This window comes from Tenacibaculum sp. SDUM215027, assembly GCF_050566205.1.
Classification (GTDB): domain Bacteria; phylum Bacteroidota; class Bacteroidia; order Flavobacteriales; family Flavobacteriaceae; genus Polaribacter.
The window spans coordinates 1,106,819-1,126,931 of record NZ_JBNXUE010000001.1; the positions used below are offsets into that span (position 1 = coordinate 1,106,819).

Sequence of the window (20,113 nt, forward strand, 5' to 3'; positions counted from 1 at the left end):
AAAGAGTTAATTAGTAAGTGGCTAAAGTTTTATAATTGGGTAAAGTTGGTCTGTTTTTTAATCCAGTTTCTATTACATTTAAAACATGTTTACGTTCCTCACCTATTAAAGGCAATCGTGGAGCTCGCACATTTTCAGTTCCAATACCTGTAGCTACTTCTGCTAATTTAATGTTTTGTACTAATTTAGGGTTTATATCTAACTCTAACAACGGTAAAAACCAGCGGTAAACCTCTAAAGCTTCTTGTATACGACCTACTTTTTGCAATTCGTAAATAGCAACTGTTTCTTTAGGAAAAGCACAAACCAAACCAGCAATCCAACCATCAGCACCCATCAATAAGCTTTCTAAAGCCAAAGTATCAACACCCGTCATTATTTTTAAACGATCTCCAAAACGGTTTTTAATTCTTGTAACGTTAGAGATGTCTCTGGTTGATTCTTTAACAGCTTCTATATTATTGCATTTTAAAAGCTCATCAAACATATCTAATGTAACTTCAATCTTATAATCTACAGGATTATTGTATACCATAATTGGTAGTGATGAATTGTTAGCTACTGCTTTAAAATATTCAACAGTTTCTCTATCTCCTGCTTTATAGCGCATAGGAGGAAGCATCATCAAACCTTTAGCACCATCTTCTTCCGCTTTTTGAGCAGCTTCAATAGCTCCTTTGGTAGTTTGTTTAGCAATATTCATTAAAACAGGAACTTGATTGTTAACTAAGTTAACGGTTGTTCTAGTTAGCGTTCTTTTTTCATCATCAGATAATGTACTGGCTTCCCCTAGAGTGCCTCCTAAAACAATTCCATGCACGCCTGCTTCCAATTGTGCTTTAATGTTTACTTCAAACATATTTAAGTCTAAAGTATCATCATTTGTAAACTTTGTAGTAACCGCTGGCATTACACCTTTCCAATTTATACTCATTGTAATACTATTTTTTTTTTGCAAAGTTATATGGAAGAGAGTGTGGGATTTAACTTCAAATTATCATATAATGATACTATATTAACTTATATGCTTATTTTGTATGTATATATTAATAGTATTTGCATATTTTTGAGTTAGAATAGTAGTTTAGCCAATGAAAGTTTTACCCTTTAAAATACCCAAAACTCAAAATATTGGATTGATTTATCAGGAAGATAAAGAGCAATATTTTTATGATAAATTTCATCAGCATGAGGAAATACAGTTATGTGTAATAGTCAAAGGTGAGGGAACATTAGTTGTGGGTGATACTATCAATAAATACTCATCGGGAGATGTTTTAGTTATAGGAAGTAACTTACCACATGTTTTTAAAAGTGATGTTTCTATTATTAAAGAATCTTTTATGATTTCATTATTTTTTACTAGAGATTCTTTTGGAAAGGATTTTTTTTTATTGGATGATTTTAAAGAATTAATTCCTTTTTTTGATAAGTCTACATCAGGATTTAGACTTATTGAAAATAGGAGAGAAGTGATGAATATCTTTTTAAATTTACAAAAATCTAACAATCTAAATCGCTTTATTGGGTTACTTCAAGTTTTAAAAATAGTAGTAAACTCAAAAACAGTTGAGCTAGCGACTTTTGTTTATCCAAGGAGGTATACCGATAATGAAGGGAAGCGAATGCGTGATGTAATGGACTTCACAATGAACAATTTTGAGAAGAATATTGATTTGTATGAAATAGCCGAAAAAGCAAATATGACACCTAATGCTTTTTGTAGGTATTTTAAACAACGAACAAATAAGACATATTTTACTTTTTTAAATGAATTACGTATCGAAAATGCATGTAAGTTATTAAACTCAGGAAATATATTATCGATAAGTGAAATAGCCTACCAATGTGGTTTTAACAATTTGTCTAATTTTAATCGAAAATTTAAAGAAATTAAAGCAATTAGTCCATCAAAATATAGAAAAAATTCGGGTTTTAAGTAGTTAGCTTGTTGTAATATAGTAAGAAAGCAAAAATATCATCAGAATTTAAATATCAGTTGATTATATTTGGTGGCTATTTATCTACTTAAAATTAATGGGGGAAAGAATTACTTATTTGTTATTTTTAGTATTGTTTACCATTACTAAACTGTCGGCACAAGAAACGTTACCAATTTATGCAGATTATCTGTCAGACAATGTATACTTATTACATCCAGCTGCTGCAGGTATAGGGGATTGTGGTAAAATAAGATTAACGGCACGACAACAATGGCTAGGAGTAGATGATGCTCCATCCTTACAAACAGCGAGTTTTCATACAAAATTAGGAGAATATTCTAATACAGGGTTGGGAGTAATTCTTTTTAACGATAAAAATGGTTACCATTCTCAAAAAGGTGTTCAAGGTACTTATGCATATCACATAGATATGGGGAATGAGAATCTTTTTAATCAGTTATCTTTTGGGTTGTCTTTTTCCGTAGTTCAGAATGAAAGAGACCAAAGAACCTTTGTAAATGATCCGACAGTCAGTCAAGTTATAGAAAGTGATTTTTATTTTAATGCTGATTTTGGTATGGCATATCATAAAAATGGATTATCATCTTATTTTACGGTTAAAAACATTTTTTTATCAGCAAAAAACAATTTAAATCCTGATTTTGAATCGTATAATCTTAGGAATTATATTTTAGGAGGAGGTTATTTTTTTGGTGATAAAGAAAAGCTTCAATTTGAACCATCTGCCATGTTTCAATATAAAGAGCAAACTGAAGAGAAAATAGCAGACATAAACTTTAAAGTTTACAAGACATTAAATGAAACTCAGTTATGGGCGGCACTATCTTATAGAAGAAGTTTTGGAGGGAATGTTTTTGGAGACTCTCAATATATAACGCCTATAGTTGGAGTTAATTATAAAAAATGGATGTTTGCATACACCTATACACAACAAACAGGTGATGTAGTTTTTTCAAATGGAGGGTTTCATCAATTATCTTTAGGAATAAACTTATTTTGTAAAAAAAGAAGAGCAGCTGCTTGTCCTAATATAAATGGTAGCTTTACATATTAAAAGTCTAAATAGCTAATCTCACTATTTTTATAATCTTTAAGCATAGCTTCTAAAACGCTTGTATCTTTATTGATATAAAATATGTTATTGGTCTGTTTATTAGAACTATTATTAAGAAGGTCTCGTTGTAATAAAATACTTTTAACTTGTTTAGCAACAGCTTCACCAGAGTCTATTATTTTTACGTTATCTCCAGTTATTTTTTGTATTTGAGGGAGTAAGTATGGGTAATGAGTACACCCTAAAACAATATAGTCACACTTTTGTTCTAGCATAGGGTTTATGTACCTTTTCAATAAAAAAGTCATCTCTTCAGAATATATCTTACCATTCTCTATCAGTTCAACTAAACCTTCACCAACTTGTTCAATGATGTTGATTTCTTCGTTTAAATTAGAAGTGGTTTCTTCAAACAAAATACTATTTAAGGTGCCTTTTGTTGCAAGTATGCCAATTGTACCTGTTTTTGTATTTAATGAAGCTGGTTTAATAGCGGGCTCTATTCCAATAAAAGGAATATTATAGTTACGTCTTAAATATTGGATTGCATTAGTCGTGGCTGTATTACAAGCAACAACTATGATTTTAGCTCCGTTATTGATTAAAAACTCTGTATTTTTAATAGATAAATCAACTATTTCTTGTGTTGATTTTTGACCATAAGGGGCGTTTTTACTATCAGATAAGTAAATAGTGTTTTCTTCTGGTAAAAGTTGATGAATTTCTTTCCAAATAGAAGTGCCACCAATACCAGAATCAAAAATACCAATAGGTTGTTGTGTAATAGTTTTCATACTTTATAGCAAAAATAAAAATCCTGCTGTTTAAACAGCAGGATTTTTATATAAAATTATATGTATTCTTTTTTAGAATCCTAATTTAGCTTTTACAGCATCGTAAATGTCTTCTCCTTTGTCATAAACGATTAAACCTTTACCAGGAGCAGCATCAAAAACATAAATAATTCCTTTTTGAGAAGCAACAGCTTTGATAGCGTCTTCAGCTTTCTTTAAAATAGGAATAGTTTTTTCTTGATATTTCTTTTGCATATCTTTACCTGCAGCTTGTTCAGCTTGAGCTATTCTTTGTCTGTCTAACTGAACTTCTTGAGCTCTTTTTTGGTTTACTTCTTGTGTTTGACTTTTACCTTCAGCTTCATATTTTTTCATTTTAGCCTCTAGTTTTTTATACATTGTCTCAATGTCGTCACGGTATGTTTTGTTTAGCTTTTCTAACTCTGCTTTCATAGCTTTTGTAGCAGGCATTTCAGCTAATAATTTATCAGTATTAATATGTGCAGTTTTTTGTGCATTTGCCACACCACCTAATCCAATCGTAAAAATTGCAACTAATAATAACGTTTTTAAATGTTTCATCTTTGTTTAATTTAATTAATGTTATTTTATTCTTGATTTATTTGTTCTCTTTTGTTTCTTCTTCTTTTTTCTTTCTTGCCTCTTCTTGAGCTTTTATTAAGGCTTTTCTCTTTTCTTGTAAAAGCTTTCTTTTATCAGCTCTCTCTTTTAAACGCTGCTTTCTTTTTTCTTCAATTTGTTTAATCTTAGCAAGTCTGTCAGCTTCTTTTTTCTCTTTTAATTCAGCTCTTTTAGCTATTTTTTCTTTTTGTTCATCACTTAAATTATCATTTTTAAGTAATGACTTTTTAGCCTCAATTTTATCTTTCTTAGCTTGTTTTCTTTGATCAATATTAATCATTTGGACAACAAGGTCGCTAATATCGTGTTTTTTGTTTGAATATAGCATAACTAAATCGCTAGATTTATCAAAAACAAAATCGTACTTTTTTCTAGATGCAATTGTTTGTACTGCGTTGTATACCTGATCTTGCACAGGTTTTACTAATCGCTTTCTTAAGTTGTACATGTCACCACTTGGACCAAAGTATAAAGACTCCAATCTTCGTAAAGATTCTTGCTTTATACTTATATCTTCTTCACGTTCCTCGATTAAATCTTTAGTTAAAATAGCTTTTTCGTTAGTTAAATCAGTTTTTAAAACTTCAATAGCACGAGCTTCTTTGTCTAATCGAGTTTTCCATTTTTCAACTTTAGCATCTAAGGAGTTTTGAGCTTCTAAATATGCAGGGATACTTTGAAGAATATACTCCATATCGATATAAGCGATACGTTGATTTTTTTGGGCAACGATTATACTTGTTATAAGTAAAAGAACGATTGATAAAATATTTTTTTTCATCTTGTATAATGTGTTTAGAAAAAACCGTGCCAAAACCTAGACGCATTATAAATGCATGATTTTAGAACTGTCTTCCAATTATAAAATGCGTTTGCCAACCTGACTTTTCAGTTAAACCAGGTAACGGATCGAAACCATGTGCGAAATCGATACCTAATAATCCAAATGCAGGCATAAATATACGAACACCTACTCCAGCTGAACGTTTTAATTTAAACGGATTAAATTCGCTAAAATTGTCATAAGAGTTACCCGCCTCTAAAAATCCTACTGTGTAAATAGATGCAGAAGGTTTATCTGTAATAGAGTAACGTAATTCTAATTGAAATTTGTTGTAAATAGCCCCACCATCAAGAGAAGAAATACGATTATTTTCATAACCTCTCAAACCTATTGTTTCACGACCGTCTAATTGCCCTTGAGCAATACCATCTCCACCAACAAAATACCTTTCAACAGGGGTTAATCCTAATTCATCATTATAAGAACCTAAATAACCCATCTCAAAGTTAGACATTAATACTAATTTATTAGCTAAAGATGTATACCATTTACCTTTTGCAGATATCTTGTAATACTCTAACCACTTATATTTATCAGCTAAGTAAGCTTGACGCTCATCAGGTGTTGGGTTTGTAGGCTCTGTATAGTCTTTCCCGTTAACTAGCGAGTAAGGGAAAGTAGCTTTTGCTTTTAATGTAAACTCAGAACCATAAGTAGGGAAAATTAAACTAGGACCAGCAGAGTTACGACTTAACGCAAAAGTATAAGCTAAGTTGTTTAAATCTCCTTGACTAAGAATATTGTTTGAAGAACCTACTCGGTATCCATAATCTTGTAGTTCAATTCTTTGATAACTTATGTTTTGAGAAAGTGTAAAGTAGTCATCAGGCCACTTTAAACGCTTTCCTAGTCCAATAGAGGCACCAATAATACTTAAGCTTTCATCCTTGTTTACATCATAAGTAGTGTAATCAAAACGATACTGATTTGATAAATATACAGAGAAAGATAATGATTGTGGTGTTTTTCCTCCTAACCAAGGCTCTGTAAAAGAGAAACTATAAGTGTTATATGTTCTACTGGCTTGTAAACGGAGAGATAGCTTTTGTCCGTCTCCCATAGGAAGTGGTTTGTAGGCTTCTTTGTTGAAAATATTTCTAACAGAGAAATTATTAAAAGATAAACCTAAAGTACCAATGAAAGAACCTCCACCATAACCACCTTGTAGTTCAATTTGACTTCCTCCTTTTTCAACAACAGAAAAATCAATATCTGCTGTTTTATTTTGGTAATTGGGCTTAACATCTGGAGTTACGTTGGTGTCAAAGAAACCTAATTGTCCAATTTCACGAATAGATCGAATAATGTTTTCACGACTAAATAAATCTCCAGGTTTAACGCGTAATTCTCTATAGATTACATGGTCGTTTGTTTTATCATTTCCTGTTACTGTAACTTTCTTTATAGTTGCAGGCTCATCTTCTCTAATGCGAACTTCGACAGTAATAGAGTCGTTTTTTACTTTCGTTTCTACAGCGTTTATTTGAGAAAATAAGAAACCATTATTATGATATAATGTTTGAATGTCTTGAGATGTAGGAGTACCATCACCAGAAATACGTTCTTTTAAAACTTTTCCGTTATAAATATCTCCTTTATCAATTCGTAAGAGGTTACTCAATTGCTCATCAGTGTACTCTTTGTTTCCAATAAAAATTATTTCATCAAAACGATATTGACGACCTTCTTCAACTTCAATTTCAAGGTTTATAGTGTTGTCATCATTCCAAACAACATTATCCGATAAAATTCTAGCATCACGGTATCCGTTTTCGCTATATTTTTCAAGAATACTTTTTAAATCTTCTTTATAATCATCTAAAATATACTTCGAAGCTTTCCAGAAACGACCAAAAACCTTACGCTTAGTGTTTTTCATGGCGCCTCGTAAAGTTGAATTAGACATGGCTTTATTACCTGTGAAGTTAATTTCTTTAATTTTTATACGATCACCTCTATCAATAAAAATTGCCATGCTAACTGTGTTAACATCAGAGGTGTCTTTTTTGGTATCTAATGATACTTTTGTTTTTAAGAAACCTTTATCAGTATACTTCTTCTTAATAAAGTTACGTGTGGTTACAATGAGGTTGTCTGTAACCATTGAGCCTTTTTTTAATTCAGTTTCTTTTTTTATCTCTTTAATTTGTGATTTTTTTACTCCTGAAATAGTAACACTAGTTAGTTGAGGTAATTCAGTTACATCAAATTGTAGATATACAGTTTCACCGTCACGTTTAGATAAATATACATCTACTTCACTAAACTGTTTACTTTCATATAACTTTTTAATAGCACTTGTAAGTTTGTCTCCGGGTAATTTGATTGGTTGTCCTTCAACTAAACCAGTATATATTCTTACCGTTTGTTCGCTAAATTTTTGTAAGCCAGTTACAGTTATACCTCCAAGAAAGTATTCTTTCCCTTTTTTATAGGAAATAATATTTGTGACAGTGCTGTCTTTAGGAATTGTGTTTTGTGCTTGAGTACTCACCGTAAATAAGGTGATAAAAAATACTAGTAAATACGAATATTTATTCATTGGTTTCAATCTGTTCGCTGGTTTTTCCAAATCTTCTTTCTCTGTTTTGATAATCAATTATTGCGTCGTAAAGATGTTGTTTCCTATAGTCAGGCCACAATACATCTGTAAAATACAACTCAGCATAGGCCATTTGCCAAAGTAAATAATTGCTTATTCTTTGTTCCCCACTTGTACGTATCATTAAATCAACGTCGGGCAAATTAAACGTATATAAATGATTATTTATAATTTTCTCGTTAATTTTTTCAATTTCTATCTCGTTATTAACAACTTTTTTTGAAATGTTTTTGATTGCATTAACAATTTCTTCTCTCGAACCATAGCTTAAAGCAAAGGTTAAAGTGATTTTAGTATTGTTTTTAGTTGCATCAATAACTTTGTTCAATACTTTTTGAGCATTGCTTGGTAAATTTGCTAAGTTACCAATAGCATTGACTTTTACATTTTTACGTTGAAATTCGGGGAGTTCTTTTTTTAGAGTAGTTACTAGTAAGCTCATTAGAGCATCTACTTCTAACTTTGGGCGGTTCCAGTTTTCGGTAGAAAAAGCATATAAAGTTAAAAATTTTATACCTAGTTCAGAGGCTGTGTCGGCTGTTTCTCTGATGGCAGTTAGAGCATTTCTATGCCCAAAAACACGCTGCATTCCTTTACCTTTTGCCCATCTACCATTACCATCCATAATAATAGCAATGTGGTTTGGTACGTTTTGTAAATCAATGCGCTGTAGCTTTTCTTCCATATATTATTCTGCTATTCCACCAAAACAAGGTGGTCTTCCAAAGGTGTACACGATAGAAACACCTGAGAATACATACCAGTCGTTTCCGTTACCTCCAAAGTCTAATGAGTTTATTTTATCTGTTGTAAAGTCTATATCATCTACAAATGTAAATCGTACACCTGTTTCAAATGCAATAGCTAAATTATCCGCTAACCTTCCTTTAAGACCTATACCTACTGGTACAGTGTAAGAAAATTTATTTTTTAAAAGTATTGTATTACTAGAAGAGGTTGGTTCTGGGCTTTTGTAATTAAAAGCGGCAACTTCAGCTAAAATATAAGGTGTAAATGTAGTTCTGTAATCATTAATATTATAATCAAAGAAATTAAATTCTACACCAGCTGCAAATTCATGTATTGTGTTAGAGAAGCTTATTCCTCTGTTTTGGCGAAAAGTGTTACCAGCATCTTTGTCATTACCAGATACAGGTATATAAGTGTAGGTACCTCTTAAAGCAATTCTAGGGTTTAGGTTGTATTTGTATACAAGGCCACCAGCAAACTCGTTAGGGTGTATATAGTTGGTGCTACCTATATCACCAACATAGTTAGAGCCACCGGCAAAGAAACCAATTTCGTGTGTTTGTGATTGTAAAGGTGTTACTACACAAGCCAATAATATTAATAAAATAAGTCCTCTCATTGTAAAATAGCGTGCAAATATAGGGAATTGAATTTGCTTTATAAAGTTAATAATCCGTCTTTTTGATTAACTTTTTTTTCACGGTTTTATTGTAATGACTATCGTTATAACGATTCATTTCGTATATCTTCTCCCCATAAAAGTTTTCCTCGCAAGGTATTTAAATATGATTGATTTTTAGGTAAAATACTTTTTATGGTAAATGGAGCTTTCTGTATTTTTATTTCAGTTCCTAAGGGAACAGTGGTAATACGTGAGTCTAGAGATATTAAAAAATCTTTTTCTCTAGCGCTAACTTCCAAGAAAATGTTTGTATCATCTGGAATCACCATTGGGCGCGCATTTAAATTGTGTGGAGCAATAGGAGTTATAACAAAACTCTTCGAGTTTGGTAAAATAACAGGACCATCACAGCTAAGTGAATAACCTGTAGAACCTGTTGGTGTAGCTATAATTAGTCCATCTGCCCAATAATTAGTTAAGTATTCAGTGTTTAAAGAAGTTTTAATACCAATCATAGAAGTTGTATTCCTTCTAGCAATAGTAACTTCATTAAGTGCAAAGTTAAGTTCAGAAAAATCTTCTGTAGCAGGAGATGTTTCTATTTGCAATAAAGATCGTTCTTGAAGTGTATATTCTTTTTTTAGTATTAAATTAATAGCTTCTTCAATCTGGTCTTTTTGAATCGTAGCTAAAAAACCTAAACGCCCTGTATTTATTCCCATAATAGGAATATCTAAATCTCGAATATAAGTTACTGCCCTTAAAATAGTACCGTCACCACCTATGGTAAACATCACATCAAAAGTATCTGATAGGTCATTAAAATGTGCGTAGGTAGGGTATTTTTTATTTAGTGAATTATTTTCAATAAATAAATTATAGAATTGTTGTTCGAAAAAAACAACAATGTTATGTTTTTCTAAAGCAGTTAAAAGAATTTTCACTTCTTTTTCAGCTAGCGTAGTATAAGCTTGTCCGTAAATAGCGACTTTTTTCACTTTTGAAATCTTTGTTTGTTTGGTTATTGAAAAAATTACATATCTAAGTACTTCCTTAAATAGGCGGCTCTATCTTTAAGTTCTTCTAAATAAAAATCATCTTCGTGTTGTGTAATAACGTTATAACCGTATCTACGAAATGTTTGAATGATTTCATTTATTTCTTCAGAAACAATTTTTAAAGTAACTTCAACGCTATTTATATTTTCAGAAGAAATATATGCGCCTAAAAGTTTGCCATTACTAGCTTCAACTATTTGCGCTACTTGACTCATAGAATAATCTGTTTTATTCTTATCAATAATTAAAGTATCACTTTCGTTGTGTAAGAAAGGGCTATTAGCAAAAGCATCTAAAATATCACTCAATTCATAATAGCCAACATATTGCATGTCTTTGTTTAAAACAGGAATTAAATTCGAGTCGTTATCAGCAAATAAGGCAATTAAATCGAGTAGAGTTGCATTTTCATTTGTGTAAAAATGATCTAATAAATAAGAATACTCACGAAGTATACGATTTTTATTTTCAATAGTCTGAATATCACTTTCAGGCAAACAACCTACTAACCTGTTATTTTCAACAACAGGAATATGAGTTATAGGCAAATCATTACACAGCTTTTGAGCACTTTTTACAGTGCTGTTTAGCGTGAGTGCTTTAATTTCTTTTAATATAAAATCGTTGATTTTCATTACTACGAATATAGTTTAAAATGTTGGAATGCGTTACCTTTGTAGTCTAATTTTACAACATGACAAAGTTAAGTGTTAATATTAATAAAATAGCTACACTTCGTAATTCTAGAGGTGGAAACGTACCTAATTTACTAAAAGTAGCAACCGATATACAAGATTTTGGAGCGGAAGGAATTACTATTCACCCAAGACCAGATGAGCGTCATATTCGTTACCAAGATGCTTATGATTTAAAATCAATTGTAACTACTGAATATAATATTGAAGGTAATCCAATTGATAAGTTTAAGCAAATGGTCTTACAAATTAAGCCAACGCAAGTAACATTGGTTCCAGATAGTGTACATCAACTTACGTCAAATGCTGGTTGGGACACTATAACGCATCAATCGTATTTACAAGAAGTAATTGCTGAATTTAACAATGCAGGAATTAGAACGTCAATTTTTATTGATGCTGATTTAAAATTGATTGAAGCTGCTGCAAAAACTGGAACTGATAGAATTGAATTGTATACTGAAGAGTTTGCTACTCAGTACGAAAAAGGGAACAAAGAAGCGATAAAACCGTATGCAGAAGCTGCTATTTTGTCAAATGAATTAGGGATGGGAGTTAATGCTGGTCATGATTTAAGTTTAGATAATATTCAATTTTTTAAACAAAACATTCCTCATTTGGCTGAAGTGTCAATAGGACATGCGTTGATATCAGAAAGTTTGTATTTAGGCTTAGAGAATGTTGTGAATATGTATTTACACCGTTTACAGTAGTTATGGAGGTATTACATTCAAAAATAATTGGAGAAGGAAAACCGTTACTTATTTTGCATGGATATTTTGGTATGGGTGATAATTGGAAATCGCATGCTAATAAATTTGCTGAAGAAGGGTTTGAAGTGCATTTGATAGATCAACGAAATCATGGGCGAAGTTTTCATGCAGACGCTTTTGATTACGAATTGTTGGTTGGAGACTTGTATAATTATATTCAATACCATAATCTTGAAAAAGTTGACTTGTTGGGGCATTCCATGGGAGGGAAAACAGCAATGTTATTTGCAACTGAGTACTCTGAGTTGGTAAATAAACTAATTGTTGCAGATATTTCTCCAAGAACGTATCCGCCACATCATCACGAAATTTTAGCAGCATTAAATTCTGTAGATTTTTCAGTACAAACCTCACGTAAGTTAGTAGATGAAAAACTTGCAGAGCTAATTCCTGAGAAAGGAATTCGTCAATTTTTAGCAAAAAACGTATACAGAAAAACAAAAGACGAACTAGCGTTTCGGTTTAACTTAAAGTCACTGACTGAAAATAATAGTGAAGTAGGGGTAGCTTTACCATCTTTTACTGTTTTTGAAGGAAAAACGTTGTTTTTACGCGGAGCAAATTCAGGCTATATCTCAAAAGAAGATGAACCATTAATCCAAGCACACTTTCCAAAAGCAGAGGTAAAAACTATAGCCAATGCTGGGCACTGGCTACATGCTGAAAATCCAAAGGATTTTTATAAAGAAGCTATAACTTTTCTAAAATAAAAAGCGAGGAGGAATTTATTAATCCCTAGTCCCTCGCTTGAAATACTCGCCCCCCGGCGAAAAACAAAAAACTATTAAGGGAAATCACTGTTTATCTTATCTATTAGGATATTTATATTGCTGTCAGTTGTTTGTTGGTCTTTTAAGTAATTATTAAAAACAGCTACGATGGCTTTTTCAATAATTAAGTTTTTTCTTTTTCCTGAATATACTTTTTGGATAGTTTCTAAAGAGAAATCATGTCCAATTTGACTTAGGTAGTTTCTTACCTTCTCACGATATTTAGGAGGTTTTATTTTTTCTAATTCTTTTCGTTGTATAGCAGTTATCATAAAAACTCAAATTGTTTTTTAGAAGTTGATAGCACTTTTTAATTTATATTTGTACGTATCCTGTACTTATTACGAAGTAAAAATACAAACAAAAATCTAAATAAAGAAAACAAAATTAAATAAATTTTAGAAAAAAGTTATTTTTGAATGGGTGATTTTGTAGATGAAACATACAAGAGAGTAGAAGAAGTGATTAATTATAAAAGGCTTAATATTAGGTCTTTTGAAGAGATTATAGATGTGTCTAACAATTCTATTGGTACTGCAATAAGAAGAAAATCGTCATTTAAAAGTAATGTGTTAAACAAAATTCTACATTCTTTTCCAGAGATAAATCCTACTTGGTTACTTACAGGTAAAGAAGAAATGCTTTTAACGAATAACAGTGTAACAAAAGCTAACGAACCGGCAGCTAAATACAACTTGCAGGATATAAAAAGTAAGGTGAAAGATAACCTAATACATTTGTTGTTAGAAGATAAAGAAGTAAAAGAAGCAATAGCTACACAAGTGTCAGAAGTTTTGAAAAAATAACTACTGAATATTTTACTTATAACTTAATCTTCGTTTTTGGTTAGGCTTTCTAAAGCATAGTGTAGTCTGTTTTGAGCATTATCTTGAGAACCAAAAATAGAACGAAACACTTCGCCTTTAGGAGTTAATAATATCCACTGTGGCGTTCCTTCAGAATTAAAAAAATCATACATTTTGTGGTTGTTATCTATATAAATAGGGAATGGAAGCTCGTTAACGGTAAAAATACTTAGAATGTCTTCTTTAGAAACAGTGTTGGTGTTAAAATTACTATGAATACCAATAACTTCAATATCTTCATAGGTTTGCTTGAATTTATAGGCAAGTGGAATAGCTCTACCAGTACAACCTAAACAAGCATTGTTGTAAAACAACAATAATAGAATTTTGTTAGCATACTTTTCAAGTAAATCAACTTCATTTTGATTAAAGTCGGTAACTTTTATTGAGGTTACAATTTTGCTAGTATCCATTTTGTGTTTTTAATTGGAGTTCTAGCAAAGTTATTCAAAAAAGAAGAAGGTTTTGAATCTCTACAAGCTAAAACATTCTTCAGCTTGTAGAGTAGAATTTGTTACTGTAGGTCTTTACCCAATGTGTATACTTTATTTAACCACAAATTTCTTTGCTCTGAGGTTGAATCTTTTATTACTGAAAAGAAAGTAGTTTTAACAGGTTTAATACCACAAAATTCCAATGTTCCTTTTTTAAATTGTCTAATAGCAGGTCTTTTCATGAAAAGATAATCATACCAACCAGGGGTGTCCGAAGTTATAATGAGTCGCGAGGTTTTACCTTTTAAAAGCTTTTCAGGAAAAGGTTTTCCTTCAATAGGCTGAAAAGTAATTCCTGGTAAAAAAGCTCTGTCAATAAAACCTTTCATCATTGCAGGGTATCCTGCCCACCAAACAGGAAAGACCCAAGCAATATGATCTGCTTTTTTAATTTTAGCTAAAGCTTCTTGCAAATCAGGTTCAAGTTCAGTTCTTTTTCGGTAACCATATTTAAGGGTTGGATTAAAGTTTAAATCAGTAATAGTAATTTCTTCAATTGTAGCGTTAGTTTCCAAAGCACCTTTTTTGTAAGAAGCGGCTAGTGCATGGTTAAAACTTTCTTTATCTGGGTGTCCGTTTATTAATAAAATATTCTTCATAATATATTTTGAGATTATGAAGCAAAGTAAGGGTGGTTTTAGAAGTTTAAAAAGGACAATTGTCTAATAAAAAACCGATTTTCTAATTCGGCTTAAATGTCGTTGTGTAATTCCTAAATATGAAGCAAGGTATTGCAGAGGTATGGTTTGTAAATAACTAGGGTGTGTTTCTAGTAGTTTTTTATAACGGTTTTCAGCACTTTCATTTTGTAACACAAAAACTCTGTTTTCAAGATTTATATATTCTTGCTCAGCAAATATTTTAAAAAGACGTAACCAATTAGTGCTTGAATTTTCTAGGGCTACAAACTGTTCTTTGGTTACGCTATACAACTCAGTGTCGGTTAACGCTTGAATGTTTTCGTTGGTTTTTGTTTGAGAAATAAAAGACGAGTAAGCGGTAACAAATGAATTTTCTGATAACAAACAATAGGTGACCTCTTTTTCATCAGATGAATGATAAAACGACCTGAAAATACCCGAAGCTATAAAAGCAACTTCTTTACAAGTGTTACCTTCTTGAATAAAAAAATCCCCTTTGTTAAGTTTTTTATACCTGACTAACTTTACAAAGTTGTCTATTTCTTCTTTGGTGAGAATGTTATATGATTCTAGGTGTTTTTTGAGCATTTTAGGTATTACTTTATTAAATGATACCAGTAAGTGGTAACATATGTTATTGCCTGCTGGTATTTAATTAGGTCTACCAGTTGTAATATCTTAGAAAATTAGCATAGATGTTACAAAACAAAATATAAAATTTACTAATAAGAATTTATTAAGTTTTAAATAATAGTAAGCCATAATCAAAAAGTTAACAAAACTGAGAGCCAATATAGTGTTTGAAAAAAAAGAGCTATCAGGAACGTATAAATTTAATATAGAAAAAGATAAAATTGTCGAAAAAAGAACCCCAGTTATTATCAATATTGCTTTATCAAAGTAGCTCATGTTTTTGATGGTTTTACCTATTAGTCTAAAAGGGAAAAAATAAAAAGCTACTATTAAGATTAGGAAAACGTAAATAAAAGTAGGTATTACACCTTTAATAGTTATAAATAATAAAGCAGGTGCAGCACTTGCAAATAAATAATCTCTCTTCGTTTCTATATGAGCTAAATTGTTTTTCATTGTTGGAATAGTTTAATAAATTATATACAACCCCAACCACAAGAGCCAAACCATTCAGCTGTAGATGAGGCGGCAGTCAGAATGAAGATAGCTTTATCAAAGAAATTAGAATTTGATAAGCGTTGAGCTTTTCGATACATGCAGCAATCCGTACATCCTGTATGAGCACATCCCCTTTCAGCTTGTACTTGTGTGTTATTCTCGCTGTTGTTGTAATCTACATAAATCATTAAGTTTTTATACTTGTATTAAATATGAATTAGCAAAACCTATCTTGCTTTTATGATTGTCTAAGCCTTCGAAGTACTTTTTTAATATTTCTTCTTGTAGTAAAGTTATTGTTTCTTGTTTTTTTGGTTAAAATTAGGGGCTAATTTAATGTTAACTTTTCTGACTGCCAAAACAGCAGGTTTCTGTTTTTGGTATGGTTGTGGTAAAGTATATGAAGTGTTACGAATTAATAGTTTCAGTGAAAAAAGAGTAAATTTATAATTCATAACCAATTAAATAAAAAAGAAAAATGAAAACATTTTTAAAAGTATTGTTAACTGCATTAGCAGTAATTGTATTGGCAAATATTTTACCAGGGGTAGCGGTAGCAAGTTATACAACCGCAGTAATTGTAGCGGTAGTAATTGCTTTGTTAAACCTATTTGTACGTCCGTTGCTAGTGTTTTTTACACTGCCAGCAACCATCGTTACACTAGGGTTGTTCTTGTTTGTAATTAATGCGGTTATTATATTATTGGCAGATAAACTAGTGTCAGGATTTGCTGTTAGCGGATTTTTTACAGCGCTCTTGTTCAGTGTATTGCTGTCAATTTTCAGGTCAATAATGTTTTCACTATTAAAAGAAGGAGACGAATAAGTAACCTAAAATATTAAAAACTAGAAAATAAGGGAGGTAAAAAAGATAATATTCTTGTAGCTAAAAGTCTTGGTTATCAATAAATAAAGTAGTAATTTTGCACCCGATTTTTTAAGAAACAGATTTTTAAGATGAATATAACAAAAGAAAACGTAGACGCATTAAATGCAGTTGTAAAAGTTGATATTGTTGCAGAAGATTATCAAGATAAAGTAACAAAAGTATTAAACGATTACCGTAAAACAGCAAACATTCCAGGATTTAGAAAAGGTAATGTACCAATGGGAATGGTAAAGAAACAATACGGAAAATCAATAATGATTGATGAGGTAAATAAGCTTTTACAAGAATCGTTAAACAAATTCTTAGTTGAAGAGAAATTAGATATTTTAGGTAACCCGTTACCAAGAGTACAAGAAGATTTCAATTGGGATGCTGATAAATTCTCTTTTGAGTTTGAATTAGGATTAGCTCCTGAGTTCGATGTAAACTTAAAGCCAAAAAGTAAAGTAACTCAATATAACATTGTTGCTACTGACGAGTTAATCGAGAAAGAAATTGAAAATATTCAATCTCGTTACGGTAAAATGTCTACTAAAGACGAAGCTGCCGAAGAAACTAACGTAACAGGTACTTTCGTAAACGAAGAGAAAGAAATCAACAAAAAATCTACAATTTCTGTAAAAGATATTAAAGGAAAAACAAACTTAAAAAAGTTTGTAGGTGCTAAAGTAGGAGACGTTTTAGAATTAAAAACTAAAAACTTATTCGAAGATGAGCACAAGTTACAGGGAGCTATAGGAGTATCTCACGATGAGGTTCACGACTTAGACATTCCTGTAACATTTACTATTGAAGAAATTACTGAAATAGAACCAGCAGAATTAGATCAAGAATTATTTGATAAATTATTTTCTGACGGAAGTGTAAAAACTGTAACTGAATTAAAAGATAAAATTAAAGAAGACGCAGAAAAGCAATTCCAACAACAAGCAGATCAACAATTGTTAAACGCAATTACTGAGAACTTAGTAGATAATACAAAGTTTGATTTACCTGCTGAATTCTTACAAAAGTGGTTACAAACTGCTGGAGAAAAAGAATTAACTTCTGAAGAAGCTGTTGAAGAATACAACAAGTCTGAAAAAGGATTACGTTACCAATTAATCGAAGGAAAGATTATGAAGGATAACGATATTAAATTAGACTATGCAGAGTTAGTAGACTATGCAAAAGGATTTATTAGAGCCCAAATGGCTCAGTTTGGAAACATGAATCCAGAGGAAAAAGAGTTAGATGATATCGCTGGAAGAATCTTACAAAACCAAGATGAAGCTCAAAAATTACAATCTCAATTAATAAGCCAAAAATTATTAGCTTTTTATAAAGAAAACATGAGCTTTGATACTAAAGAAGTTTCTTACGAAGATTTCATTAAAGAAGTGTACAAATAACAGTTAATTACTGATGTTATAAATAAAAACCTGAATGTACATTCAGGTTTTTTTAGCCATTAACTGTAACAAAATACTAACGAAATAGTTCTTATATTTACATCTTTATAACCCAAAAACATTTTAAAAATGGATTACGGAAAAGAGTTCGAAAAATACGCAACAAAGCACCACGGAATAAATAGTAGTTACTTAGGGAAAATAACAAGTAGTTTAACTCCATACATCATGGAAGAACGCCAAATGAACATTACTCAAATGGACGTTTTTTCTCGTTTAATGATGGATAGAATTATCTTTTTAGGTACAGGAATTAATGACCAAGTAGCTAATGTAATTCAAGCACAATTATTATTCTTAGAGAGTGTAGACGCTAATAAAGATATTTCAATTTATATCAATTCACCAGGAGGTGGAGTATATGCTGGTTTAGGTATTTATGATACCATGCAGTTTATAAAACCAGACGTTGCAACAATTTGTACAGGTATGGCAGCATCTATGGGAGCTGTATTAATGTGTGCAGGAGAAAAAGGGAAGCGTTCAGCGTTACCACACTCTCGTATTATGATTCACCAACCATTAGGTGGAGCACAAGGGCAAGCATCTGACATTGAAATTACAGCTCGTGAAATTTTAAAATTAAAAGATGAGTTGTACCAAATAATATCTAAACACTCAGGTCAAACAGTAGAAAAAGTAAACCAAGATTCTGATAGAGATTATTGGATGAAAGCCGACGAAGCGAAAGCTTACGGAATGGTAGATGAAATTTTAACTAGAAAATAATAAACAGCTAATAGCAGTGAGCTGTTGGCAATAAGCTGATAAGATGTCGAAAGAAGAAAATTTACAATGTTCCTTTTGTGGGCGTAAAAAACCAGAAACCGATTTATTAATCGCAGGTTTAGATGCACATATATGTGATAAATGTATTGAGCAAGCTCATGGAATTGTAGAAGAGGAAATAGCTGAAGCTAAAACAAGTGATTTATCAAAAGATCTTACTTTAAAAAAGCCAAAAGAAATTAAAGCTTTTTTAGATGAATATATCATAGGGCAAGATCAAACTAAAAGAGCAATGTCTGTAGCAGTATACAATCACTATAAAAGATTGTTACAAACCAGAGATGACGAAGATGAGGTAGAGATTGAAAAATCAAACATCGTTTTAGTAGGAGAAACAGGAACAGGAAAAACCTTAGTAGCTCGTACAATTGCAAGAATGCTAAATGTACCATTTTCTATTGTAGATGCTACCGTGTTAACACAAGCAGGTTATGTAGGAGAAGATGTTGAAAGTATTTTAAGTCGTTTGCTACAAGCAGCTGATTACGATGTTGAAAAAGCTGAAAGAGGTATTGTATTTATTGATGAGATAGATAAAATTGCTCGTAAAGGTGATAACCCATCAATTACACGTGATGTTTCTGGTGAAGGAGTGCAGCAAGCATTGTTGAAATTATTAGAAGGAGCCGTTGTAAATGTGGCCCCTAAAGGCGGAAGAAAACATCCAGAACAAAAGTTTATTGAAGTAAATACTAAAGATATTTTATTTATTGCTGGAGGAGCATTTTCTGGAATAGATAGATTTATTAGCAAGCGTTTAAATATGCAAGCGGTTGGTTATAGTGCTTCAGTTGAAGAAGATAAAATCGATCACGAAAACTTATTACAATATATTACACCTTTAGATTTAAAATCGTTTGGTTTAATACCAGAAATTATTGGTCGTTTACCAGTATTAAGTTATATGAATCCGTTAGACGAAAAAACGCTTAGAGCTATTTTAACGGAGCCTAAAAACTCAATTATAAAACAGTATACTAAGTTGTTTTCAATGGATGACGTAACGTTTGAAATAACTGAGGAGGCATTACAGTTTATTGTTAGCAAAGCGGTAGAGTATAAATTAGGTGCTCGTGGATTACGCTCATTATGTGAAGCTATTTTAACCGATGCAATGTTCGACATGCCAAGTTCTGATGAAAAAGACTTTAAAGTAACGAAAGAATATGCAGAGTCTAAGTTAACAAAGTCAGCATTAAAGAAACTAAGAGCAGCTTCATAAGTATACTTAGCTGAAAGAAATAAAAAAGCCATCAAAAAATTGATGGCTTTTTTTATGTTATT

At 31.3% G+C, this 20,113-nt stretch carries 23 protein-coding genes; 9 read left to right on the forward strand and 14 right to left on the reverse strand.

What is annotated here, in order from left to right; genetic code table 11:
• Positions 1-10: 10 nt before the first annotated feature.
• Positions 11-934, reverse strand: coding sequence for a dihydrodipicolinate synthase family protein (locus ACQYZ7_RS05225; RefSeq protein WP_430728711.1), 924 nt, complete (start codon positions 932-934; stop codon positions 11-13).
• Between the two features lie 157 nt (positions 935-1,091).
• On the opposite strand from ACQYZ7_RS05225, the gene ACQYZ7_RS05230 reads away from it, so the two are divergent.
• Together ACQYZ7_RS05230 and ACQYZ7_RS05235 are read left to right on the forward strand one after the other, a co-directional pair.
• Positions 1,092-1,943 carry an AraC family transcriptional regulator gene (locus ACQYZ7_RS05230; RefSeq protein WP_430728712.1) on the forward strand — a complete coding sequence of 284 codons (852 nt, stop codon included), beginning with the start codon at positions 1,092-1,094 and terminating at the stop codon, positions 1,941-1,943.
• A 94-nt stretch (positions 1,944-2,037) separates the two neighbouring features.
• Positions 2,038-3,018, forward strand: a complete 981-nt coding sequence (locus tag ACQYZ7_RS05235; protein ID WP_430728713.1) for a PorP/SprF family type IX secretion system membrane protein — start codon at positions 2,038-2,040, stop codon at positions 3,016-3,018.
• Here the strand turns inward: ACQYZ7_RS05235 and murI are convergent.
• The 8 genes from murI to ACQYZ7_RS05275 all read right to left on the reverse strand — a co-directional run bounded on the left by murI (position 3,015) and on the right by ACQYZ7_RS05275 (position 10,965).
• A complete protein-coding gene (gene murI / locus ACQYZ7_RS05240) occupies positions 3,015-3,812 on the reverse strand; it encodes a glutamate racemase (RefSeq protein WP_430728714.1) in 798 nt (265 codons plus the stop codon). The genes ACQYZ7_RS05235 and murI overlap by 4 nt on opposite strands.
• Positions 3,813-3,884: 72 nt before the next feature.
• The gene (locus tag ACQYZ7_RS05245) at positions 3,885-4,394 is read right to left on the reverse strand and encodes an OmpH family outer membrane protein (RefSeq protein ID WP_430728715.1); all 510 of its coding nucleotides are present in this window, start codon (positions 4,392-4,394) and stop codon (positions 3,885-3,887) included.
• A 37-nt stretch (positions 4,395-4,431) separates the two neighbouring features.
• Positions 4,432-5,235, reverse strand: coding sequence for an OmpH family outer membrane protein (locus ACQYZ7_RS05250; RefSeq protein WP_430728716.1), 804 nt, complete (start codon positions 5,233-5,235; stop codon positions 4,432-4,434).
• Between the two features lie 61 nt (positions 5,236-5,296).
• Entirely contained in the window at positions 5,297-7,840 is a 2,544-nt protein-coding gene (gene bamA / locus ACQYZ7_RS05255; protein ID WP_430728717.1) for an outer membrane protein assembly factor BamA, read from the reverse strand.
• The gene (locus ACQYZ7_RS05260) at positions 7,833-8,585 is read right to left on the reverse strand and encodes an isoprenyl transferase (protein ID WP_430728718.1); all 753 of its coding nucleotides are present in this window, start codon (positions 8,583-8,585) and stop codon (positions 7,833-7,835) included. The genes bamA and ACQYZ7_RS05260 overlap by 8 nt, the downstream gene beginning before the upstream one ends.
• Positions 8,586-8,588: 3 nt before the next feature.
• A complete protein-coding gene (locus ACQYZ7_RS05265) occupies positions 8,589-9,269 on the reverse strand; it encodes a DUF6089 family protein (RefSeq protein ID WP_430728719.1) in 681 nt (226 codons plus the stop codon).
• 104 nt (positions 9,270-9,373) lie between these two features.
• Positions 9,374-10,270, reverse strand: a complete 897-nt coding sequence (locus ACQYZ7_RS05270) for an NAD kinase (RefSeq protein ID WP_430728720.1) — start codon at positions 10,268-10,270, stop codon at positions 9,374-9,376.
• A 35-nt stretch (positions 10,271-10,305) separates the two neighbouring features.
• Positions 10,306-10,965 (reverse strand): CBS domain-containing protein, encoded by a 660-nt coding sequence (locus tag ACQYZ7_RS05275; RefSeq protein ID WP_430728721.1) that lies wholly within the window; start codon positions 10,963-10,965, stop codon positions 10,306-10,308.
• A gap of 59 nt (positions 10,966-11,024) precedes the next feature.
• Between ACQYZ7_RS05275 and ACQYZ7_RS05280 the strand changes: the two genes are divergently transcribed.
• Positions 11,025-11,738, forward strand: coding sequence for a pyridoxine 5'-phosphate synthase (locus ACQYZ7_RS05280; protein ID WP_430728722.1), 714 nt, complete (start codon positions 11,025-11,027; stop codon positions 11,736-11,738).
• 2 nt (positions 11,739-11,740) lie between these two features.
• Positions 11,741-12,508 carry an alpha/beta fold hydrolase gene (locus ACQYZ7_RS05285; RefSeq protein WP_430728723.1) on the forward strand — a complete coding sequence of 256 codons (768 nt, stop codon included), beginning with the start codon at positions 11,741-11,743 and terminating at the stop codon, positions 12,506-12,508.
• 74 nt (positions 12,509-12,582) lie between these two features.
• On the opposite strand, the gene ACQYZ7_RS05290 is transcribed toward ACQYZ7_RS05285, so the two are convergent.
• Positions 12,583-12,840 carry a hypothetical protein gene (locus ACQYZ7_RS05290; RefSeq protein WP_430728724.1) on the reverse strand — a complete coding sequence of 86 codons (258 nt, stop codon included), beginning with the start codon at positions 12,838-12,840 and terminating at the stop codon, positions 12,583-12,585.
• Positions 12,841-12,987: 147 nt separating this feature from the next.
• On the opposite strand from ACQYZ7_RS05290, the gene ACQYZ7_RS05295 reads away from it, so the two are divergent.
• Entirely contained in the window at positions 12,988-13,374 is a 387-nt protein-coding gene (locus ACQYZ7_RS05295; RefSeq protein WP_430728725.1) for a hypothetical protein, read from the forward strand.
• A gap of 23 nt (positions 13,375-13,397) precedes the next feature.
• On the opposite strand, the gene ACQYZ7_RS05300 is transcribed toward ACQYZ7_RS05295, so the two are convergent.
• The 4 genes from ACQYZ7_RS05300 to ACQYZ7_RS05315 form a co-directional block, all read right to left on the reverse strand.
• Positions 13,398-13,847 (reverse strand): TlpA family protein disulfide reductase, encoded by a 450-nt coding sequence (locus ACQYZ7_RS05300; RefSeq protein WP_430728726.1) that lies wholly within the window; start codon positions 13,845-13,847, stop codon positions 13,398-13,400.
• Between the two features lie 101 nt (positions 13,848-13,948).
• Entirely contained in the window at positions 13,949-14,527 is a 579-nt protein-coding gene (locus ACQYZ7_RS05305; RefSeq protein WP_430728727.1) for an NAD(P)H-dependent oxidoreductase, read from the reverse strand.
• Between the two features lie 63 nt (positions 14,528-14,590).
• Positions 14,591-15,157 carry a Crp/Fnr family transcriptional regulator gene (locus ACQYZ7_RS05310; RefSeq protein ID WP_430728728.1) on the reverse strand — a complete coding sequence of 189 codons (567 nt, stop codon included), beginning with the start codon at positions 15,155-15,157 and terminating at the stop codon, positions 14,591-14,593.
• A 90-nt stretch (positions 15,158-15,247) separates the two neighbouring features.
• Positions 15,248-15,658, reverse strand: coding sequence for a hypothetical protein (locus ACQYZ7_RS05315; protein WP_430728729.1), 411 nt, complete (start codon positions 15,656-15,658; stop codon positions 15,248-15,250).
• Positions 15,659-16,178: 520 nt separating this feature from the next.
• On the opposite strand from ACQYZ7_RS05315, the gene ACQYZ7_RS05320 reads away from it, so the two are divergent.
• The 4 genes from ACQYZ7_RS05320 to clpX all read left to right on the forward strand — a co-directional run bounded on the left by ACQYZ7_RS05320 (position 16,179) and on the right by clpX (position 20,051).
• The gene (locus ACQYZ7_RS05320; protein ID WP_115900072.1) at positions 16,179-16,526 is read left to right on the forward strand and encodes a phage holin family protein; all 348 of its coding nucleotides are present in this window, start codon (positions 16,179-16,181) and stop codon (positions 16,524-16,526) included.
• A 131-nt stretch (positions 16,527-16,657) separates the two neighbouring features.
• Positions 16,658-17,980, forward strand: a complete 1,323-nt coding sequence (tig, locus tag ACQYZ7_RS05325) for a trigger factor (RefSeq protein ID WP_430728730.1) — start codon at positions 16,658-16,660, stop codon at positions 17,978-17,980.
• 129 nt (positions 17,981-18,109) lie between these two features.
• Positions 18,110-18,769, forward strand: coding sequence for an ATP-dependent Clp endopeptidase proteolytic subunit ClpP (gene clpP, locus ACQYZ7_RS05330; protein WP_430728731.1), 660 nt, complete (start codon positions 18,110-18,112; stop codon positions 18,767-18,769).
• Between the two features lie 43 nt (positions 18,770-18,812).
• Entirely contained in the window at positions 18,813-20,051 is a 1,239-nt protein-coding gene (gene clpX, locus ACQYZ7_RS05335) for an ATP-dependent Clp protease ATP-binding subunit ClpX (protein WP_430728732.1), read from the forward strand.
• Positions 20,052-20,113: the final 62 nt, after the last annotated feature.